A 17,626-nucleotide genomic window follows, 5' to 3' on the forward strand; every position below is an offset into this window, starting at 1 on the left:
AATGAACTATAACTCCTGCTTTTTATTAAAATTACGAAGAAAAGTTACAAGCCAACTATTTCTACATTCTTCCAAAATTAATTTTTTGGATTAATAATGTGAACATCTCTTTGCGGAAACGGAATTGTTATTCCATTCGCTCTGAATTGAGCATCAATTTCAAACCGTAGTTCGCTTTTTATTGCGGGAACCGTGAAGGCATCATCAAAGAAAAAATACAACATAAAGACTAAAGAAGAGTCGCCAAATTTTTCAAAAATAACCATTGGTTCCTCTGACTCCAGCACTGATTTATTATTTTTAGCACTTTCCAAAAGTATTTTTTTTACCACTTCTGTATCTGATCCATAGGCTACGTTAACTTCGATGCTTTCTCGTATAACATTGCTGTTTTGAGTCCAGTTATAAAGGATGTCGGTCAAGAATTTATGATTTGGTATAATCAACACTCTTTGATCTCTGGTTACTGCGATGGTAGAACGAAGGTGTATTCTTTCGACTTTACAGACTTTTCCATCTATTTCGATAATATCTCCCACATGAAGAGATTGGTCCAAAATTATTAAAATTCCTGAAATTAAATCTTGAAATAATTGTTGCAATGCAAAACCAAGTCCCAGGAAAATAGCTGCCGATGCCGTCAACAAAACACTGATGTTTACCCCGGAAGCATTTAAGGTAAACATAATTACAATTATGTAGGCAATATATTTAATGAATTGAAATATACTTACAAATTTACCCTTGTCTTCTTCCGGAATCTGATTCGTCACAAACTTTCTTATCATTTTAAGAATAAAACCGGTAATGATAAATACAGTGACTAAAGCTATTAAAGTTCCCAATGTGAAATTAACATCCTCCGTTTTGATAATACTTAATCCAAAAATATCTCTTATTTTTTCAATGATTTCCATAATTAATACTTCAACCATTTATATAATTCTCCCCACGTCGGCTTTTTGCCGTACATCAGGATACCTACCCGGTATATTTTGGATGCAAACCATACGGTAAAGAAAAATGTTCCAAAAAGAATAAGAATCGAAAGGACCAGTTGCCACCACGGTACACCAAAAGGAATACGCATCAACATCACGATGGGTGACGTGAGCGGAAACATTGAGAATACGGTCGCGATGGTTCCGTGCGGATCATTCATAACCGTAAAAAAACCGATGTAAACACCCAAAATTAATGGCATGATGATTGGCAAAAGAAATTGCTGGGAATCGGTTTCACTGTCAACCGCCGCACCAATAGAAGCGTAGAACGAGCTATATAAGAAATAACCTCCGATGAAATAAATCACAAAGCTGATGAGTAAAGTGGCAATCGGGAGGTTCCACAATTCCTTGATATACATTTGGGCTGTTCCGGTGTATTGTGCTTCGGCAGCCTGCATCACCTCAGGAGATATTTTGGCTGTTGGACTCACATTGACACCAAAAAATGCGGAAGCGGCAAACATTAGCGACATTCCTATAATGGCCCATATCATGAATTGCAGGATTCCGGCTAAAGAAGTTCCGATGATTTTTCCCATCATCAACTGAAATGGTTTTACCGAGGAAATAATGATTTCGACAATACGATTTGTTTTTTCTTCAATGACACTACGCATCACCATATTCCCGTAAATAATGATAAACATCATTATCAGGTAACCAAAAAAGCCACCTATACCAATTTTGATTTCGTTGAGACCTTTGACGCTTTCTTCTCCCGAAGATTTCGACAGGCTGATATTAACTTTAGCTTCAGCATTTTTAATAGCTACAGTATCTAAATTGGCTTTTTCGAAATTGCCTTTAGTGATTTTAGCAGCGATAATATCTTCGACATTTTCAACAAAAGACAAACTTGGACTGTCGTTTGAAATGTATTGTATTTTATTCTCCAGCTGTTTATTATCGGATACTTTTGGGATAAAAATCAATCCTTCATAACTCTCATTGGTAATGCTGTCTTTAATAATTTGTGTATCAATAGCGGACAAATTGATGTACTTATACTCGTCCGAATTTTTGAATTCATTGACAAATAAACCGGTTTCATCGTGAATGGCGACCAATTTCATGTCGGCTTTCAAGGTGCTTAAATAACCCACAAAACCGGCAATACCGACGAAAAGCAATGGACTTAAGAAAGTCATCACGATGAACGACCGATTGCGGACTTTGGCTATGAATTCCCTTTTTATGATTAATGCTATTATAGACATTTTAGATTATTAGATTGTTAGACATTTTAGATTATAAATTCTTAAGAAAGTCTATTTACTTACCGTCTGAATGAAAATATCGTTGACACTCGGAATTTTTTCAACGAAATGTGTTACCTGCCCTCTTTGCGTCAGGATATGCAGCAATTCATTTGGTGTAGCGTTGCCTAACTGGATTTCGAGTTTCAATTCGTCGTTCAGTGATTTGAAATTCGTCTGGCCTACAGTGAATTTCTGGGTAATGTCGTACATCAGACCTTCGATATTATCACTCAAAATACCGACTTCGAAACTATTGGTACGGTATTTTTTCTTGACATCGTCTAATCTTCCTTCAATCAATTTGTTCGACTTGTGAAGCAATGCGATATGGTCGCACAATTCTTCCACGCTTTCCATTCGGTGGGTCGAGAAAATAATCGTCGAACCCTGCTCACGCAAGGCAAGGATTTCGTCTTTAATCAGATTGGCATTGACTGGGTCAAATCCCGAGAACGGTTCGTCAAAAATCAACAATTTCGGCTTATGCAAAACACATACGACGAATTGGATTTTTTGGGCCATCCCTTTGGATAACTCCTGTATTTTTTTGTTCCACCAACCTTGGATTTCCAATCGTTCAAACCAATATTCAAGTTGTTTTTTAGCTTCTGCTTTAGACAATCCTTTCATTTGTGCCAGATACAGGCATTGCTCGCCGACTTTCATACTTTTGTACAAGCCTCGTTCTTCGGGCATGTAACCGATATATTGCACATGATTGGACTGCAGTTTTTCGCCGTCGAGAATGATCTCGCCGCTGTCGGGCATTGTAATCTGATTTATGATTCGGATCAGAGAGGTTTTTCCGGCTCCGTTGGGACCAAGAAGTCCGTAGATACTTCCTTTGGGAACCGTGATTGAAACTTCGTTAAGTGCCGTATAATCACCGTATTGCTTGACGACTTTATTAACTTCAAGTATATTTCTCATCCTATTTTTAAGATTTATGTAAAAGTAAAGAATTAGTATTGAAAAGGGTACGAATGTTTCAAAAAAAACCCATCCTTATTTACACAAGGATGGGAAAAATTGTCATGATTAAAATCATCACAATAAAAAAATTATGAAAACATGTCTTTCACTTTTTCAAAAAAGGACTTATCTCCTTTTTCCGGGTTTGGGATGAAATTTTCATCGGTCAACGCTTTTTCGAAAAACTGTTTTTGTTCTTTATTTAATGTTTTTGGCGTCCATACATTCACATGAACCAATAAATCGCCATTACCGTAACCATTAATACTAGGAATACCTTTTCCTTTCAATCTTAATATTTTACCGGATTGAATCCCCTCTTCCAATTTAATTCTGACTTTTCCGCTAACGGCATCGATTTCTTTGGAAATACCCAGGACCGCTTCCGCAAAACTGATGTATAAATCCAAATGAAGATTCTCGCCTTCACGTTTCAAGGTTTCATGTTCTATTTCTTCAATAACGACAATTAAATCTCCAGGAACACTGTTACCCGGAGCATCGTTACCTTTATTGGCCACTTTCAATTGCATGCCATCCACTACACCTGCCGGGATTTTAATCGAAACGGTTTCGTCTTCCAAAATCATTCCCTGAGTATCCGCCTCGGCTGGTTTTTTATCTAATATCTGACCGGACCCCCCGCAGGTAGGACACGTCGAAGCCGACTGCATTCTACCTAAAATAGTATTGGTAACACGCATTACCTGTCCCTGACCATTACAGGTAGAACAAGTTTTATACGATACACCGGGTGCTTGTGCTTTACGTTTTACTTTAACTTTTTTCTCCACTCCATGGGCAATTTCTTCCAAAGTTAATTTGACTTTGATACGAAGATTACTTCCTTTGGTTCTGCGTTGGCCTCCTCCGCCACCGCCAAATCCACCGAAACCACCTCCGCCACCGAAAGCACTTCCAAAGATATCACCGAATTGGCTGAAAATATCGTCCATATTCATGTGACCGCCACCACCGTAACCACCGTTACCGTCGAAAGCCTGATGACCATACTGATCATATTTTGCTCTCTTTTGTGAATCGCTTAAAATTTCATAAGCTTCTGCCGCTTTTTTGAAGTTTTCTTCAGCAGCTTTGTCTCCCGGATTTTTGTCAGGGTGAAACTCAATCGCTTTCTTACGGTAGGCTTTTTTAATTTCTGCCGCATCAGCATTTTTAGAGATGCCTAATATTTCGTAAAAATCTTTTTTCATTTTTATTTTTCTAATTTTTATGACGATGCAACTTCACAAACGTGTTGTGCATCTAGTAGTGGATCTATTGTCCGATTACTACTTTAGGAAAACGAATGATTTTATCACCCAATTTGTATCCCTTTTCAAGAACGTCAACAATTTTCCCTTTGGAATCCGGAGCTGGGATTTGTGTAATTGCCTCTGCATAATCGGCATTAAATACGTCTCCGGGACGTACTTCAACTTCTTCCAATCCTTTTGAAACCAATGTATTTTTCAATTTGTCATATATCAATTCCACACCTTTCAACAAGACGTCGTCTTCTGACTTTTTGATTTCGATTACCGCTCTGTCAAAATCATCCAAAACAGGAAGCATCGCCTGTAAAACCTCTTGGTTTGCGGTTTTAAACAAATCGATACGTTCTTTGGCAGTTCTTTTTTTGTAGTTTTCAAATTCAGCAAAAAGCCTTAAATGCTTGTCTCTTTCTTTTGCTAGATCCTGTGTCAATTGTTCTTCAATACTTAATTCTTCTATAATGAGCTGCTCCCCATTAGCATTTGTCTCTAATGTTACATCATCCAGTTCCTGTTCCATTTCAGTATTTTCAGTCGTCATCTTGCTTGTATTTTTAAATATATTTTTAAACATCGGTTTTTTATTCTTTTCTTGGGATTGCAAAATTACTGCCATTTCTTTGAAAATGTCAAATTGTCACACTTTTTTTATCAGGTATGTAGAAATAACAGGTTTGGTAAATTTTAATATAAATTTAAGAAAAATTCCTGATGCTTTTGATATGTTTGTTTTGGTAAAAATTCTTTTGACAAAAGTAGGATTGAATTTAACCGACGGTTGCGGAAACGCTTCCATATTAATTATTAATTCAAATTGCAGTATATTAAAAAAAAAGCTCCGTTTTTAAATGGAGCTTTTTTATGGAAAAAGGTTTTCAAATGCTTTGAATAATGTCTTGTATTTAAATAAAAACCCTGCATCGATGACCTTTTGGGGACTTAGCTTTTTATTTTCGAATAATAATTCATGCATGTCACCCAGAATAAATTTCATTACGAACTGCGGAATATTAGGGAGCAGTAACGGTTTCCTCAAAACAGTAGCGATTGCTTTTGTTAATTCTTCGTTGGTTACAGGATTAGGTGCCACAGCATTATAAACGCCATCCAACTTATTTTCGACAGCAAACAAATACAATGCGGCCAGATCATGAATATGAATCCAGGACTGCATCTGTTTTCCGCTCCCAAACGGAGCCCCCACACCCCATTGAATGGGTTTCATCATTTCGGGCAAAGCTCCACCTTTATTGGAAAATACCAATCCCGTGCGTAATATACAGACCTTAACATTTAATCTTTTAAAGGCGTCCACGCTGTCTTCCCACTTTACGACCACAGTACCTAGAAACCCATCATCAAATTCAGGTGAATCTTCGGTGTAGACTATCGTATCGCTGTTCGGATAGATACCCGAAGCCGAAGCGGAAACAATTTGTTGAACCTGATGCGGATTGTTTTTGAGTGCCTTAAAAAGTACGTTAGAGGATAGAATCCTGCTTTCGAGAATTTCCTCTTTATAGGCAGTGGTCCATCGTTTAGCGATAGTGGCTCCTGCCAGGTGAATGATGGCATCGACTCCCATAAGACAATTTTCGTCAATAATTCCCTGTTCCGGATTCCAGAAAAAACCCCTGTAATTCGGTTGGTTTTCAATTTTTTTCTTGGATGTGGTAAGATAATGAATGCTGATTCCGTTTTGCAGTAACAAGGAAACGATTTCATCTCCAATCAAACCTGTTGCCCCTGTAATTAATACTTTCATGGTTTCATTTCTATCGATCCTTAAAATTACGTTCGAACGGATAAAAATAAATGTTAATTAAGTACGATTTAACTTTCTTTTTATTTTATAAGTCTTACAAACAGGACATTACTATTTACTTGAGCCTTATGCTCCATTCGAAATTCATCTCTGAAACGGGATACCCTTTTTCATCGGTTCCGATTGATTTCATCCAAAACGTTTGCCCTTCACCCGTCGCAATCGTTTGTCGAATGGCATCTTCGATAAGGGCTCCGTCTTTACAGGAGAAGGTAATTCTTCCGGTCGCTTTTTTGGTAAAAGTGCTATTGTTATTGGCCACGAGCATCGAAATGTTTTTACCGCTTTTTTTAATCTGATACATTACCAAAGCGCCGGTGGTCAATTCAGCTGCCATTGCCTGCACCGCAAAGTACATCGATTTGAATGGATTCTGATTAAACCATCTGTGTGTTACTGTTGCAACGCATTGTTTATTATCAATTTGTTTTACGCGAACCCCGCACCAGAAGGCGGAAGGTAGCTTAAAGAACAGAAAAGTGTTTAATTTTTGAGGAGAAAGTTCCATGGCTGCGCATTTTTTTATAAAAATACGAAAAATACTATGCACTCATATAAAATTCCAGAAAACCTTCAAAACTCAATAAAGACAAGCAATAAGCAGGAGTTTTGCTTAATTTATAAAAACAAATTTGTTAATTTTTTGTTAATATTTGGTACTATGCAAAACAAGATACTGTCTTTTAGACATATATTTGTATAAGAAATTACTATATACAATTTAAAGTCATGGAAACAACAAAGCACCAGAACACCGCAGCCTTAATTCATTTAAGCACTTTGTCACAGTATTTTATTCCGTTTGGGAATTTTATTTTTCCGCTTATTCTTTGGAATACGAACAAGCATAAATCAGAATATGTGGACCAACAAGGAAAACAGGCAGTAAATTTTCAATTAAGCTTGTTCCTATATGCACTCGTACTTTGTCTGATCTCGCTGCCAATTTTATTTTTCACAATACTGAAAAATCTTCCGCTGAACGAGATTATAAATGGGAATGAAATCGGCATCGAAAATTTCCATATTCCGAATCTAACAGGAATGGCAATACTGGCCGGAGTGGCAATATTTCTGGTTGTCATTATAAAAGTAATTGAATTTTGCTTAATCATCTATGCTACCGTGAGAACATCAAACGGAGAACCATTCAAATATCCGGTAACCATTCCATTCATTAAATAATATATAAGCCGCAAATACGAAGTCAATCATCAAAAATCATCATCAATCATCAATCAAAAATGGACAGTTTAATTAAAAACAAAAAAAGGAATTATGAACATTGAAAACACAAAAGCCCAGATGCGAAAAGGTGTTCTTGAGTTTTGCATCTTATCTGTATTAAAAGAAAAAGATGCTTACACCTCTGAAATATTAGACACTTTGAAAAACGCTAAATTACTTGTGGTCGAGGGAACTGTGTACCCCCTGCTGACAAGATTAAAAAATGACGGACTGCTCAATTATCGTTGGGAAGAATCCACATCGGGACCGCCAAGAAAATATTATGGATTAACCGAGATCGGAAAAACATTTTTAAAAGAATTAAATAGCACCTGGACGGAACTGTCCGATGCAGTAAACATAATAACAACACAAAAATAATAGTCATGAACAAAACGGTAAACATAAATTTAGGCGGAATGTTTTTTCACATTGACGAAGATGCATACCAAAAATTAACGCGTTATTTCGATGCCATCAAGCGTTCATTATCGAACACAGGCGGTCAGGACGAAATTATAAAAGATATAGAAATGCGTATTGGTGAATTAATCACCGAAAAACATACTAGCGAAAAACAGGTAATCAACCTGAAAGAAGTAGATGAAATCATTACCATCATGGGACAACCGGAAGATTACCGTATTGACGGTGATGATGATGTACCAGCAGATTTCAGTGCGCCAAAAAGAAGAAACAAAAAATTATACCGCGATACTGAAAAAGGATTAGTCGGTGGTGTTGCCACCGGATTGGGACATTATTTTGGGGCGGATGCAATATGGTTCAAAATTATGTTTCTGATATTTGTTTTTGCAGGTTTCGGAACGGGAATCATCGCTTATATTATTCTTTGGATTGTAACTCCGGAAGCGGTTACAACCACTGAGAAATTAGAAATGACCGGAGAACCGGTTACGATTTCCAATATAGAAAGAAAGGTTCGTGAAGAATTTGAAAATGTTTCGGAAAGACTGAAAAATGCCAATTATGATGCCATGGGAAACCAGGTAAGAACAGGAATGGGAAGAGCTACCGATAATTTGGGTACCGCATTCATTAAGATTCTCGGGATCGTTGCAAAAATTTTAGGTCTGTTCATGGTATTGTTTTCTTCTGTAGCGCTGATTGCTGTAGCGGTAACATCCATAATCCTGATGTTTTCATCGTCTTTACCGGATATGACTGTCCTAAACCATATTAACACACCGATAGGACTTGAAACACCACTTTGGGTACAGGGAATATTATTTCTTTTAGCGGCCGGAATTCCATTGTTCTTTATTTTAATCTTAGGTTTAAAATTATTGGTAACCAATTTAAGACCTATCTCCACTATGGTGAAATATAGTTTGCTTGCGGTTTGGATTATAGCTATAGGAATCGTTATTTCATTAGGAATAAAAGAGGCCAGCCAATTGGCTTTTGATGGAAAAGTAGTTCAAAAAGAAACGATTGCATTGCAGGAAACCGATACCCTTTTCCTGAAATTTAAAAACAACGATTATTATTCCAAAGACCTCAATAATCGCAGTGATTTTGTTTTTACACAAGATTCAGCCAATACCGAAGTAATTTACTCAAACAATGTTAGATTCTATGTATTGAAAACAGACGAAAAGGTACCCTACATCCAAATTGAAAAATTGGCGGAAGGGAAGTCAATTCAGGAAGCTAAAAAAAGAGCTGAGAAAATCAAATATGCTTTCAAAATTGAAGGAAATCATATCATATTGGACAATTATTTATTGACAGAAGCTGCAAACAAATACCGCAACCAGAAAGTAGAAATCTATTTATACCTTCCTGAAGGTGTGGCATTCCAACCGGATATGAGTGTACAACATTACGACCATTCTGATTACGGTTTAGAATTTAATTCTTCTAATGAAGTGTATAAAATGCACAATGGAGAACTGGATTGTACTAACTGCATCGTCGATAACGAGGGAGAAGATATGGATCCAGATATGGACCCAGATATGATTCAAACTGAAACTATTTCAGGAGATGGAAACGATACTATAAAAACAGTTACTCTAAAAGTAAACGGTAAGGAAATCATCCGCACCGAGACCAAAAAGAAAGGATCCTTAACAGTCGATGGCAACGGCGTAATTATCAAAACCAATTAAAATCTAATGACAACTCAATCATCAATCAAAATCACATTATTAGCATTCACCATATTTTTGACATCGCAAATTAGCAATGCACAGCAGAATATTAAAATCGAGCACAAACCTGAGCGTCCGTTAAAAGAGAAAACAGGGAGTAATTATAGTCTCAATTTTGATTTTGTTGTCGAAAATAATTCGGCTGACACGTTACGACTGACACGATTGGAAGTGCGGTTGCTGGATAAAAACAATATCGTTATCCAACAAAAGTTCCTTGACAATAACGGTACGGCACCAAGTATCAATACCATCCCTTCCATTCAATGGGATGGCGTTTCGAAAAGTATGTTGTTCAACCCGTTTCCGGAAATTAATCCGGTAACGGAAAAGCTCGAGTATATCTTTACTTTCAATGACAACATAGAAGTAAAAGATGTTGTAACCCCAAAAAATTACGAACAAGTTCAGGAATTTATCCTGCCACTTAAAAATAGGATTTTAGTCTATGACGGACACGATTTCTATTCGCACCACCGACGCTTTAATTACGAATTCGTTCCTATCAAACAATTGGGATTCACAGGAAACTTCATGCGTTATGCCTATGATTTTGTTCCCTTGAATGCAGATGGAAAACAATTTGCAAATAAAGGGGAAAACAACACCGACTGGTATGGATTTGGAACTGATGTACTTGCGGTAGCAGATGGAGAAATTGTCGCCTTGGAAACCAACCAGAAAGACGATAAAAAGTTCGATATTCCGGCTTTGAAAAACAACCCGTTAGCCTTGTATGGTAATTATGTCGTCATCAAACATAGTGACAATGTTTACAGCATGTGTGGTCATTTACAAAATCAAAGCTCAGCCTCTCTGAAGGTGGGTGATAAAATTAAAAAAGGTAAAAAAATTGGCGCTATAGGAACATCAGGAAGTGCATTTTTTCCGCATCTGCATTTTGAAGTGCGGAATACGATCGGACATGAATCGGAAGGTATACCGTCCTATTTTAACAATTATTCCCTAATTTTGGGTTCTATAAAGAAAGACATTAACAAAGGAACCCTTGCAACCGGGGATATTATTCAATCAAAATAATTAAGCAACCATAAAACACAAACTCATGATTAATTTTTTAAAACTTTCCGGCAAAGTAGCAGCAATTGCATCAGTAGCACTAGTATTTACATCTTGTAAAGCTGATTTTGGGGGCATAGACGGAAACGGAAATGTTACTACGGAAAACAGAAGTACAACTGGTGACTTTGCAAGTATTGAAGCCAGCAATGGCCTGGATGTGTACTTGGAACAGTCCGCCGCCAGATCAATTACCGTGGAGGCCGATCAAAACCTGCAGGAGCATATCATCACTAAAGTGGAAAACGGGGTTCTGATAGTAGAAACTGATGTAAGTATTGATGAGTCGAAAGCAAAAAAAATAACCGTGAAATTACCGAATATCAGCTCTGTAAAATCAACAAGCGGTTCAAGAGTTTCTGCTAATAATATTTTAAAGAGCGAAGCACTTAAATTGGATTCGGCTAGCGGAAGCGAAATCGAATTAGCTCTTGAAGTAGATACCATAACCTGTGAAGCTTCCAGCGGAAGTAACATTACTATCAGTGGAAAAGCATTAAGCCTGCAAACTTCGTCTTCCAGCGGAAGCGAAATCAATGCCGAAAAATTATTGGCAAACGAAGTATCTTCACACACCAGCAGCGGAAGCTCCACAAGTGTGCACCCAATTGTCAGTTTAAAGGCGAAAGCATCCAGCGGAAGTTCTATCAATTACAATAATATTCCCAAGTCAATCGCCAAAGAAGAAAATTCGGGAGGCAGTATTTCTCAGGAATAACCAAAAACAATCAACAATCAATCAACAATCAATCAACAATCAATCAACAATCAAACAACAATCAAACAATGAAAAACATTTTTTTTAAAGCCGCATTTATTTTGGCATTAGCTTTTGGAGCTTCATCTGTTCAGGCACAACAGCAAAAATCAGCTGCCCTGACTGCGAATAAAGCAGCATCAAAGTACGAAAGTTATTTAGGCCAGTTTTCAAGTAAACAGGCCCCTTTTAAAATAGTCTTATCCGACATTAAAGGTGATCTTGTGGCTACTCCAACCGGGGATATGCCTCCGGTTATCCTGGATTTAATCGGTAAAGACAAGTTTATTGTGGAAACGGAAGGTCTTGAATTCCAGTTCAATGAAGCTAAAACGGAGTTTACTGTGAGCAAAAGAGACGAAACCTATTTGTTTACAAGGGATTAGGCTTTAATTCATAATGAAAAAAAACGCAAACTGAGAAGTTTAGCGTTTTTTTTATTTCTTATTACGAAAATATGTCAGAAAATTAGTCACAATATACACCCGTTTTTAAAAATCAATCAATAATCAATCAATAATCAACTATGAAAAACAATCCAATCAAAAGAAACAAAATCTTAGCTGTGCTATACGTAGCCCTAAGCTTTGGGATGACAGTACAGGCCCAAGAAAAACCAGCAGAAAAAGCAATTTCAAAATACGATTATACTGCTGTCTTTGGACCGAATTTTTATACCAAAAACAGCACCCCAACCCATTCCGCAAGTGGCCAGCCGGGTGCGAAATACTGGCAAAATAAAGCCGATTACCAGTTAACGGCAACCCTGAACGAAAAAAACAATGAGATTATCGGTTCAGAGATTTTAACCTATACCAATAACAGCCCGGACAAAATTTCTTTTTTATGGCTGAATGTAGATCAGAATTTATTCGAAAAAGGCTCCCGCGGAATGGCTACAACACCTGTAAGAGGAAGTAGGAATGGTAGCAATGGTCAGGTTTTTGACGGGGGCCATAAAATCAAATCCGTAAAAATACTGACCAAAAAAAGAGGCAAACTGACAGAGACAGCTGCGCAATTTGAAATTACAGATACCAGAATGCAGGTTTTTCTTCCGGAAGATTTGGATTCAGATGGAGGAACTGTATCTCTTAAAATTGAATTCTCGTTTATTTCCCCAAATTTTGGTGCAGACAGAATGGGTGTTTTGGAAACAAAAAACGGTAAAATTTTTACAATAGCGCAATGGTATCCGACCATGTGTGTGTATGATGATGTACTGGGCTGGAACACAATGCCCTATCTGGGCGCTGGTGAATTTTATATGGAATACGGCGATTTTGAAGTTAACATTACAGCTCCCGCCAATCATATAGTAGTTTGTTCAGGAGAATTAATGAATCCGTCAGAAGTGTATACACCAGAGCAACAAAAACGTTGGGCGGCAGCTTTACAAAGCGATAACACGGTGATGATCCGTTCATCTGAAGAAATCTTAAACCCAGCTTCCCGCCCATCTGGAAAATCAACTTTGACATGGCGTTTTAAAATGACGAACAGTCGCGATGTTTCCTGGGCTTCTTCAACAGCTTTCATTGTGGATGCCGCAAAAATCAATTTGCCAAGCGGTAAAAAATCATTAGCCATATCGGCATACCCTATCGAAAGTTCCGGCGAGAAAGCTTGGGGAAGATCGACCGAATATACGAAAACCTCCATCGAAAATTATTCCAAAAGATGGTTCGAATATCCGTACCCGGCAGCCATAAACGTAGCTGGAATTGCAGGCGGAATGGAATACCCCGGAATTGTTTTTTGCAACTACGAAATGAAAGGACAAGAATTATGGGAAGTTACCGATCATGAATTCGGCCACATTTGGTTCCCGATGATTGTAGGCTCCAACGAACGCCAATTTGCCTGGATGGATGAAGGATTCAACACTTTTATCAACACTTTGAGTTCAGTCGATTTCAACAAAGGGGAATACAAATCACGTGTAAAAAATATGCACCGGATGGCTAAGGTCTTCACCAACCCGGAGTTAGAACCTATTATGACCATACCCGACGGATTAAAAAACAGGAATTTAGGGATTTTGGCTTATGAAAAACCATCTTCAGGATTGGTAATGTTACGGGAACAGGTATTAGGCACAGAAAAATTTGACAGGGCATTCAGGATTTATATCGCCAGATGGGCCTTTAAGCACCCTACTCCGGATGACTTTTTCAGAACAATGGAAAATGCAGCGGGAGAAAACTTAAACTGGTTCTGGAGAGGCTGGTTTGTAAATAATTGGCGTTTAGACCAGGGAATTACTAAAGTAGAATATGTGCAAAACGACCCGAAACTGGGGGCAATTATTACTATTGAAAACCTGGAAAAAATGGCGATGCCTGTAACCGTAGAAATTAAAACCAAAAGCGGAGCAGTGAGCCGTATGCAACTTCCGGTTGAAATCTGGCAACGCACTGCAACCTGGTCATTTAAAAATGCTGCTACTGAAGAAATTGAATCAATCACTTTAGATCCGGATCATGTCCTGCCTGATTCCGACAGCGCCAATAACGTTTGGAATGCAGAGAAAAGTGAAGTAAAAAAAGGGGTCGCTTTAACAGGTTATCTCGGAAATTACTCCAGTAAACAAATTCCATTGAAAATTGCTTTTACAGAAAATAACGGAACGCTCGTGGGCACCCCGGAAGGCGACTCGGGACTTTCTTTTGATTCTATTGGTAAAGATAGATTTGGTGCTGAACAGGCAGGAATTGAAATTCAGTTCACTGAAAGTAAAAAGGAATTTACCTTAAAAATGAACGGTCAGGAATTCTTCTTTACCAGGGTTTAAAATCATCCCGATGCCAATTTGAATAAAAAAACATCCGAATCGCAATTCGGGTGTTTTTTTTTATATTTTTGACAAAACCAATTAGCCATGATGATGAAAAAAATTACTATTCTACTGATCGCCGTTTTATTTACGGCTGTATCATTTGGACAAAAAAGAGAAAAAGTTAAGGGATCCAAAATCGTGACGGTGGAGCAGAAAGAAATTGGCTCATTTGAAAATTTAGAAGTCGAGGATAATCTGGAAGTATTTCTTGTCAAAGGAGATAAATGTGCCCTGGAGATTGATGCTGACGAAAACCTGCATAATGTGATTAATATTAGTTTAACCGGAAATACATTGCGCCTGACCACGGCAAAGGAAGTTTCAGGATTTAAAAAATTCAGCGTGAAAGTAACCTATACGGATGACTTCAAAATGCTGATTGCAAAACATGAAGCAAGCGTGACTACTTTGGCTGATCTGACTTTGAATAATTGCACCTTTAAAAGTTTCGACTATTCAAAAATATTTACCAATGTGAAAGGGAAATCTTTCACACTAATGGCCAATGATAAATCAAAAGTAGAACTGAACCTGAAAACGGAAGATGCCATAATCGAATTAAGCAAAAATGCGCAGTTGAAAGCGATGATCGTTTCTGCAAAATTGAAATTGGATATCTACCAAAAGGCAACTGCTGTTCTTGAAGGAGATGTGACCGATTTAAAACTTCGTGTGGACAACAGTTCGAACTTCACAGGAAAAAACCTGACCGCTAAAAATGCAATGATCGTTGCCGAAGGAAATACCATCTGTAGCGTAAACGTTACCACAAATGCTATTGTGGAAGCTTCCGGAAAATCGGAAATCCAGTTCTTTGGTGATGCCAAAATTGAACTGAAGAAATTTACCGAAAACACCGTGATTATGAAAAAATCATTGAAATAATCGAGATAAAAAAATAGAATAAAAAAATCCCATTCGCCGCGGCGAATGGGATTTTTTATTTAACAATTGGATTATTCCAATGTTGACAAATATCTCTCCGCATCCAAAGCTGCCATACAACCTGTACCGGCTGCAGTAACGGCCTGACGGTATACATGATCCGCTGCGTCGCCCGCTACAAAAACTCCGGGAACATTGGTCTGTGCCGTTCCGGGTTTGTTGATGATATAACCGGTTTCATCAAGGGTGATATAATCCTTAAATATATCGGTGTTTGGTTTATGACCAATAGCCACGAAGAAACCTGTCGCGGGGATATCAATAATTTCCCCGGTGGTTTTGTTTTTCGCCTGAACACTGGTTACGACCTGCCCGTCTCCTAAAACTTCAACGGTATCATGATTCATTAAAATAGTAATATTCTCTGTTTTGCGAACGCGGTCTTCCATAATTTTGGAAGCCCTGAAATGCTCGCTTCTAACCAACATCGTCACCTTAGAACACATTTTTGATAAATAATGTGCTTCCTCACAAGCGGAATCCCCTGCTCCTACTATGACCACTTCCTGATTTCTGTAGAAAAACCCGTCGCAGATAGCACAAGCCGAAACACCTCCACCAGTTAATAAGTAATGTTGCTCTGACTGTAAGCCTAAATATTTAGCCGCAGCACCGGTCGAAATAATTACTGTTTCACAGTGTAGTTCTTTAACGTCATTGATCCATACTTTAAGGACTTCTCCGCTGAAATCAACTTTGGTTGCCCAGCCTTCACGTACCGCAGTTCCAAAACGCTCAGCCTGTCCTTGCAGCTGCACCATCATTTCAGGACCTGTTACCCCGTCAGGATATCCCGGGAAATTCTCTACTTCATTTGTAGTGGTCAATTGTCCACCAGGTTGTATTCCTTGGTATAAAACAGGATGCATATTAGCTCTGGCAGCATAAATAGCGGCTGTATAACCTGCTGGCCCCGAACCTATAATAAGACATTTTATTTTTTCGATTGTATCTGACATAGTATATTCATTTTTGAAGTCGCAAATGTAAGTTTTAATTGAAATAGTTTGATCAAAAAAATATCACATTTAACTATTCAAAAATAAAATTATCCTATTTCCGGGGAATTATTGTTTAAACAAAAAAGTTTGCTATATTTGCACCGCGTTACGGGGTGTAGCGTAGCTCGGTTATCGCGTCCCGCGGGGCGGGAAGACGCAGATAGAAAACCTCTAAGAAATATTATGTACTTAGTATATTTTATATAGTGAAAGTTCTTTAAAATATTACACAGGTCAAACTGATAATCTGGAAAGTAGATTATATAGACATAATTCTGGTTTAAGTATTTCTACTAAATCAGGGAAACCTTGGAAATTGATTTATCACAACCAATTTTCAACACGCTCAGAAGCAATGCTTATCGAGCTAAAAATTAAAAAAAGAGGAGCCAAAAGATATCTTCAAGATATTGGTTTCTTTTAACATTCGGGGTGTAGCGTAGCTCGGTTATCGCGCCTGCTTTGGGAGCAGGAGGCCGCAGGTTCGAATCCTGCCACCCCGACCAATTTATTGTCAATTCATACTAAAGCCTGTAAATATTTTTACAGGCTTTTTTATTTCTTATTCTCAAACATTTCCAAAAAACAAGCCCTCAGTTTCTATTAATTACTATTTTTGTGCCTACAAAACACAACACAACTATTTTATGCTGATTATTGGTATTGCCGGAGGAACAGGAAGTGGAAAAACAACTGTAGTTCACCAGATTATGAACGAACTGCCACAGACGGAAGTGGGGATTATTTCGCAGGACTCTTATTATAAGGAAACAAATAATTTAAGTTTTGACGAGCGGGCGCTGATTAATTTCGACCATCCGCGTGCCATTGATTTTGAATTATTGGTCAGCCACCTTAAAGAATTAAAAGCCGGAAATAATATCAACCAACCGGTGTATTCCTTCGTAACACACAACCGTACAGACGATACCATCTTTACACATCCGAGAAAAGTGATGATTGTAGAGGGAATCCTAATCCTGGCAAATCCGGAATTAAGAGAAATGTTTGACGTCAAAATTTACGTTCACGCTGATTCCGACGAAAGACTGATCCGTCGTCTCAAACGTGATATTGCCGAGCGTGGCCGCGATATGAACGAGGTCCTGAACCGTTATCAGAACACCCTGAAACCGATGCACGAACAGTTTATCGAACCGACCAAAGCCTTTGCCGATATCATTATTCCAAACGACAAATACAACACTGTGGCAATCGATGTGGTCCGCGCCGTTATTAATCAACGAATTTCATAAATATTCC

General features: G+C 38.0%; 18 protein-coding genes and 1 tRNA gene. 11 read left to right on the forward strand and 8 right to left on the reverse strand.

The window, feature by feature from the left end:
• Positions 1-77: 77 nt before the first annotated feature.
• From FNW07_RS05145 to FNW07_RS05175, 7 genes are all read right to left on the reverse strand, one after another.
• Positions 78-935 carry a mechanosensitive ion channel family protein gene (locus FNW07_RS05145; protein WP_185964620.1) on the reverse strand — a complete coding sequence of 286 codons (858 nt, stop codon included), beginning with the start codon at positions 933-935 and terminating at the stop codon, positions 78-80.
• A complete protein-coding gene (locus tag FNW07_RS05150; protein WP_126743597.1) occupies positions 920-2,224 on the reverse strand; it encodes an ABC transporter permease in 1,305 nt (434 codons plus the stop codon). Before FNW07_RS05150 ends, FNW07_RS05145 begins: the two co-directional genes overlap by 16 nt.
• A 51-nt stretch (positions 2,225-2,275) precedes the next feature.
• Positions 2,276-3,196, reverse strand: coding sequence for an ABC transporter ATP-binding protein (locus tag FNW07_RS05155; protein ID WP_126743596.1), 921 nt, complete (start codon positions 3,194-3,196; stop codon positions 2,276-2,278).
• Between the two features lie 131 nt (positions 3,197-3,327).
• Positions 3,328-4,452 (reverse strand): molecular chaperone DnaJ, encoded by a 1,125-nt coding sequence (gene dnaJ / locus FNW07_RS05160; RefSeq protein ID WP_126743595.1) that lies wholly within the window; start codon positions 4,450-4,452, stop codon positions 3,328-3,330.
• Positions 4,453-4,516: 64 nt separating this feature from the next.
• Positions 4,517-5,086: a nucleotide exchange factor GrpE gene (locus FNW07_RS05165; RefSeq protein WP_126743642.1), complete on the reverse strand. Its 570-nt coding sequence runs from the start codon at positions 5,084-5,086 to the stop codon at positions 4,517-4,519.
• Positions 5,087-5,371: 285 nt separating this feature from the next.
• Positions 5,372-6,277: a TIGR01777 family oxidoreductase gene (locus FNW07_RS05170; RefSeq protein WP_126743594.1), complete on the reverse strand. Its 906-nt coding sequence runs from the start codon at positions 6,275-6,277 to the stop codon at positions 5,372-5,374.
• 115 nt (positions 6,278-6,392) lie between these two features.
• Complete coding sequence (locus tag FNW07_RS05175) at positions 6,393-6,845, reverse strand: DUF4442 domain-containing protein (protein WP_126743593.1); 453 nt, start codon at positions 6,843-6,845, stop codon at positions 6,393-6,395.
• A 221-nt stretch (positions 6,846-7,066) separates the two neighbouring features.
• Between FNW07_RS05175 and FNW07_RS05180 the strand changes: the two genes are divergently transcribed.
• The 8 genes from FNW07_RS05180 to FNW07_RS05215 all read left to right on the forward strand — a co-directional run bounded on the left by FNW07_RS05180 (position 7,067) and on the right by FNW07_RS05215 (position 15,302).
• Positions 7,067-7,522 carry a DUF4870 domain-containing protein gene (locus FNW07_RS05180; RefSeq protein WP_126743592.1) on the forward strand — a complete coding sequence of 152 codons (456 nt, stop codon included), beginning with the start codon at positions 7,067-7,069 and terminating at the stop codon, positions 7,520-7,522.
• 93 nt (positions 7,523-7,615) lie between these two features.
• Positions 7,616-7,945: a PadR family transcriptional regulator gene (locus FNW07_RS05185; RefSeq protein ID WP_126743591.1), complete on the forward strand. Its 330-nt coding sequence runs from the start codon at positions 7,616-7,618 to the stop codon at positions 7,943-7,945.
• 5 nt (positions 7,946-7,950) lie between these two features.
• On the forward strand, positions 7,951-9,699 hold the full coding sequence (locus FNW07_RS05190; RefSeq protein ID WP_126743590.1) for a PspC domain-containing protein: 1,749 nt from the start codon (positions 7,951-7,953) through the stop codon (positions 9,697-9,699).
• A 6-nt stretch (positions 9,700-9,705) separates the two neighbouring features.
• Entirely contained in the window at positions 9,706-10,782 is a 1,077-nt protein-coding gene (locus FNW07_RS05195; RefSeq protein ID WP_126743589.1) for a M23 family metallopeptidase, read from the forward strand.
• A 25-nt stretch (positions 10,783-10,807) separates the two neighbouring features.
• A complete protein-coding gene (locus tag FNW07_RS05200) occupies positions 10,808-11,539 on the forward strand; it encodes a head GIN domain-containing protein (protein WP_126743588.1) in 732 nt (243 codons plus the stop codon).
• Positions 11,540-11,607: 68 nt separating this feature from the next.
• On the forward strand, positions 11,608-11,964 hold the full coding sequence (locus FNW07_RS05205; protein ID WP_126743587.1) for a hypothetical protein: 357 nt from the start codon (positions 11,608-11,610) through the stop codon (positions 11,962-11,964).
• 140 nt (positions 11,965-12,104) lie between these two features.
• On the forward strand, positions 12,105-14,372 hold the full coding sequence (locus FNW07_RS05210) for a M1 family metallopeptidase (RefSeq protein ID WP_126743586.1): 2,268 nt from the start codon (positions 12,105-12,107) through the stop codon (positions 14,370-14,372).
• An 87-nt stretch (positions 14,373-14,459) separates the two neighbouring features.
• Positions 14,460-15,302, forward strand: a complete 843-nt coding sequence (locus FNW07_RS05215; RefSeq protein ID WP_255512727.1) for a GIN domain-containing protein — start codon at positions 14,460-14,462, stop codon at positions 15,300-15,302.
• 71 nt (positions 15,303-15,373) lie between these two features.
• On the opposite strand, the gene trxB is transcribed toward FNW07_RS05215, so the two are convergent.
• A complete protein-coding gene (gene trxB / locus FNW07_RS05220; RefSeq protein ID WP_126743585.1) occupies positions 15,374-16,321 on the reverse strand; it encodes a thioredoxin-disulfide reductase in 948 nt (315 codons plus the stop codon).
• Positions 16,322-16,559: 238 nt separating this feature from the next.
• On the opposite strand from trxB, the gene FNW07_RS14000 reads away from it, so the two are divergent.
• From FNW07_RS14000 to udk, 3 genes are all read left to right on the forward strand, one after another.
• Positions 16,560-16,787 carry a GIY-YIG nuclease family protein gene (locus tag FNW07_RS14000; protein ID WP_199745226.1) on the forward strand — a complete coding sequence of 76 codons (228 nt, stop codon included), beginning with the start codon at positions 16,560-16,562 and terminating at the stop codon, positions 16,785-16,787.
• A 4-nt stretch (positions 16,788-16,791) separates the two neighbouring features.
• Positions 16,792-16,869: transfer RNA gene (locus tag FNW07_RS05230), tRNA-Pro, on the forward strand.
• Positions 16,870-17,010: 141 nt separating this feature from the next.
• Positions 17,011-17,619 carry a uridine kinase gene (gene udk / locus FNW07_RS05235; protein ID WP_126743584.1) on the forward strand — a complete coding sequence of 203 codons (609 nt, stop codon included), beginning with the start codon at positions 17,011-17,013 and terminating at the stop codon, positions 17,617-17,619.
• Positions 17,620-17,626: the final 7 nt, after the last annotated feature.

This window comes from Flavobacterium sp. GT3R68, assembly GCF_007109225.1.
GTDB lineage: Bacteria > Bacteroidota > Bacteroidia > Flavobacteriales > Flavobacteriaceae > Flavobacterium.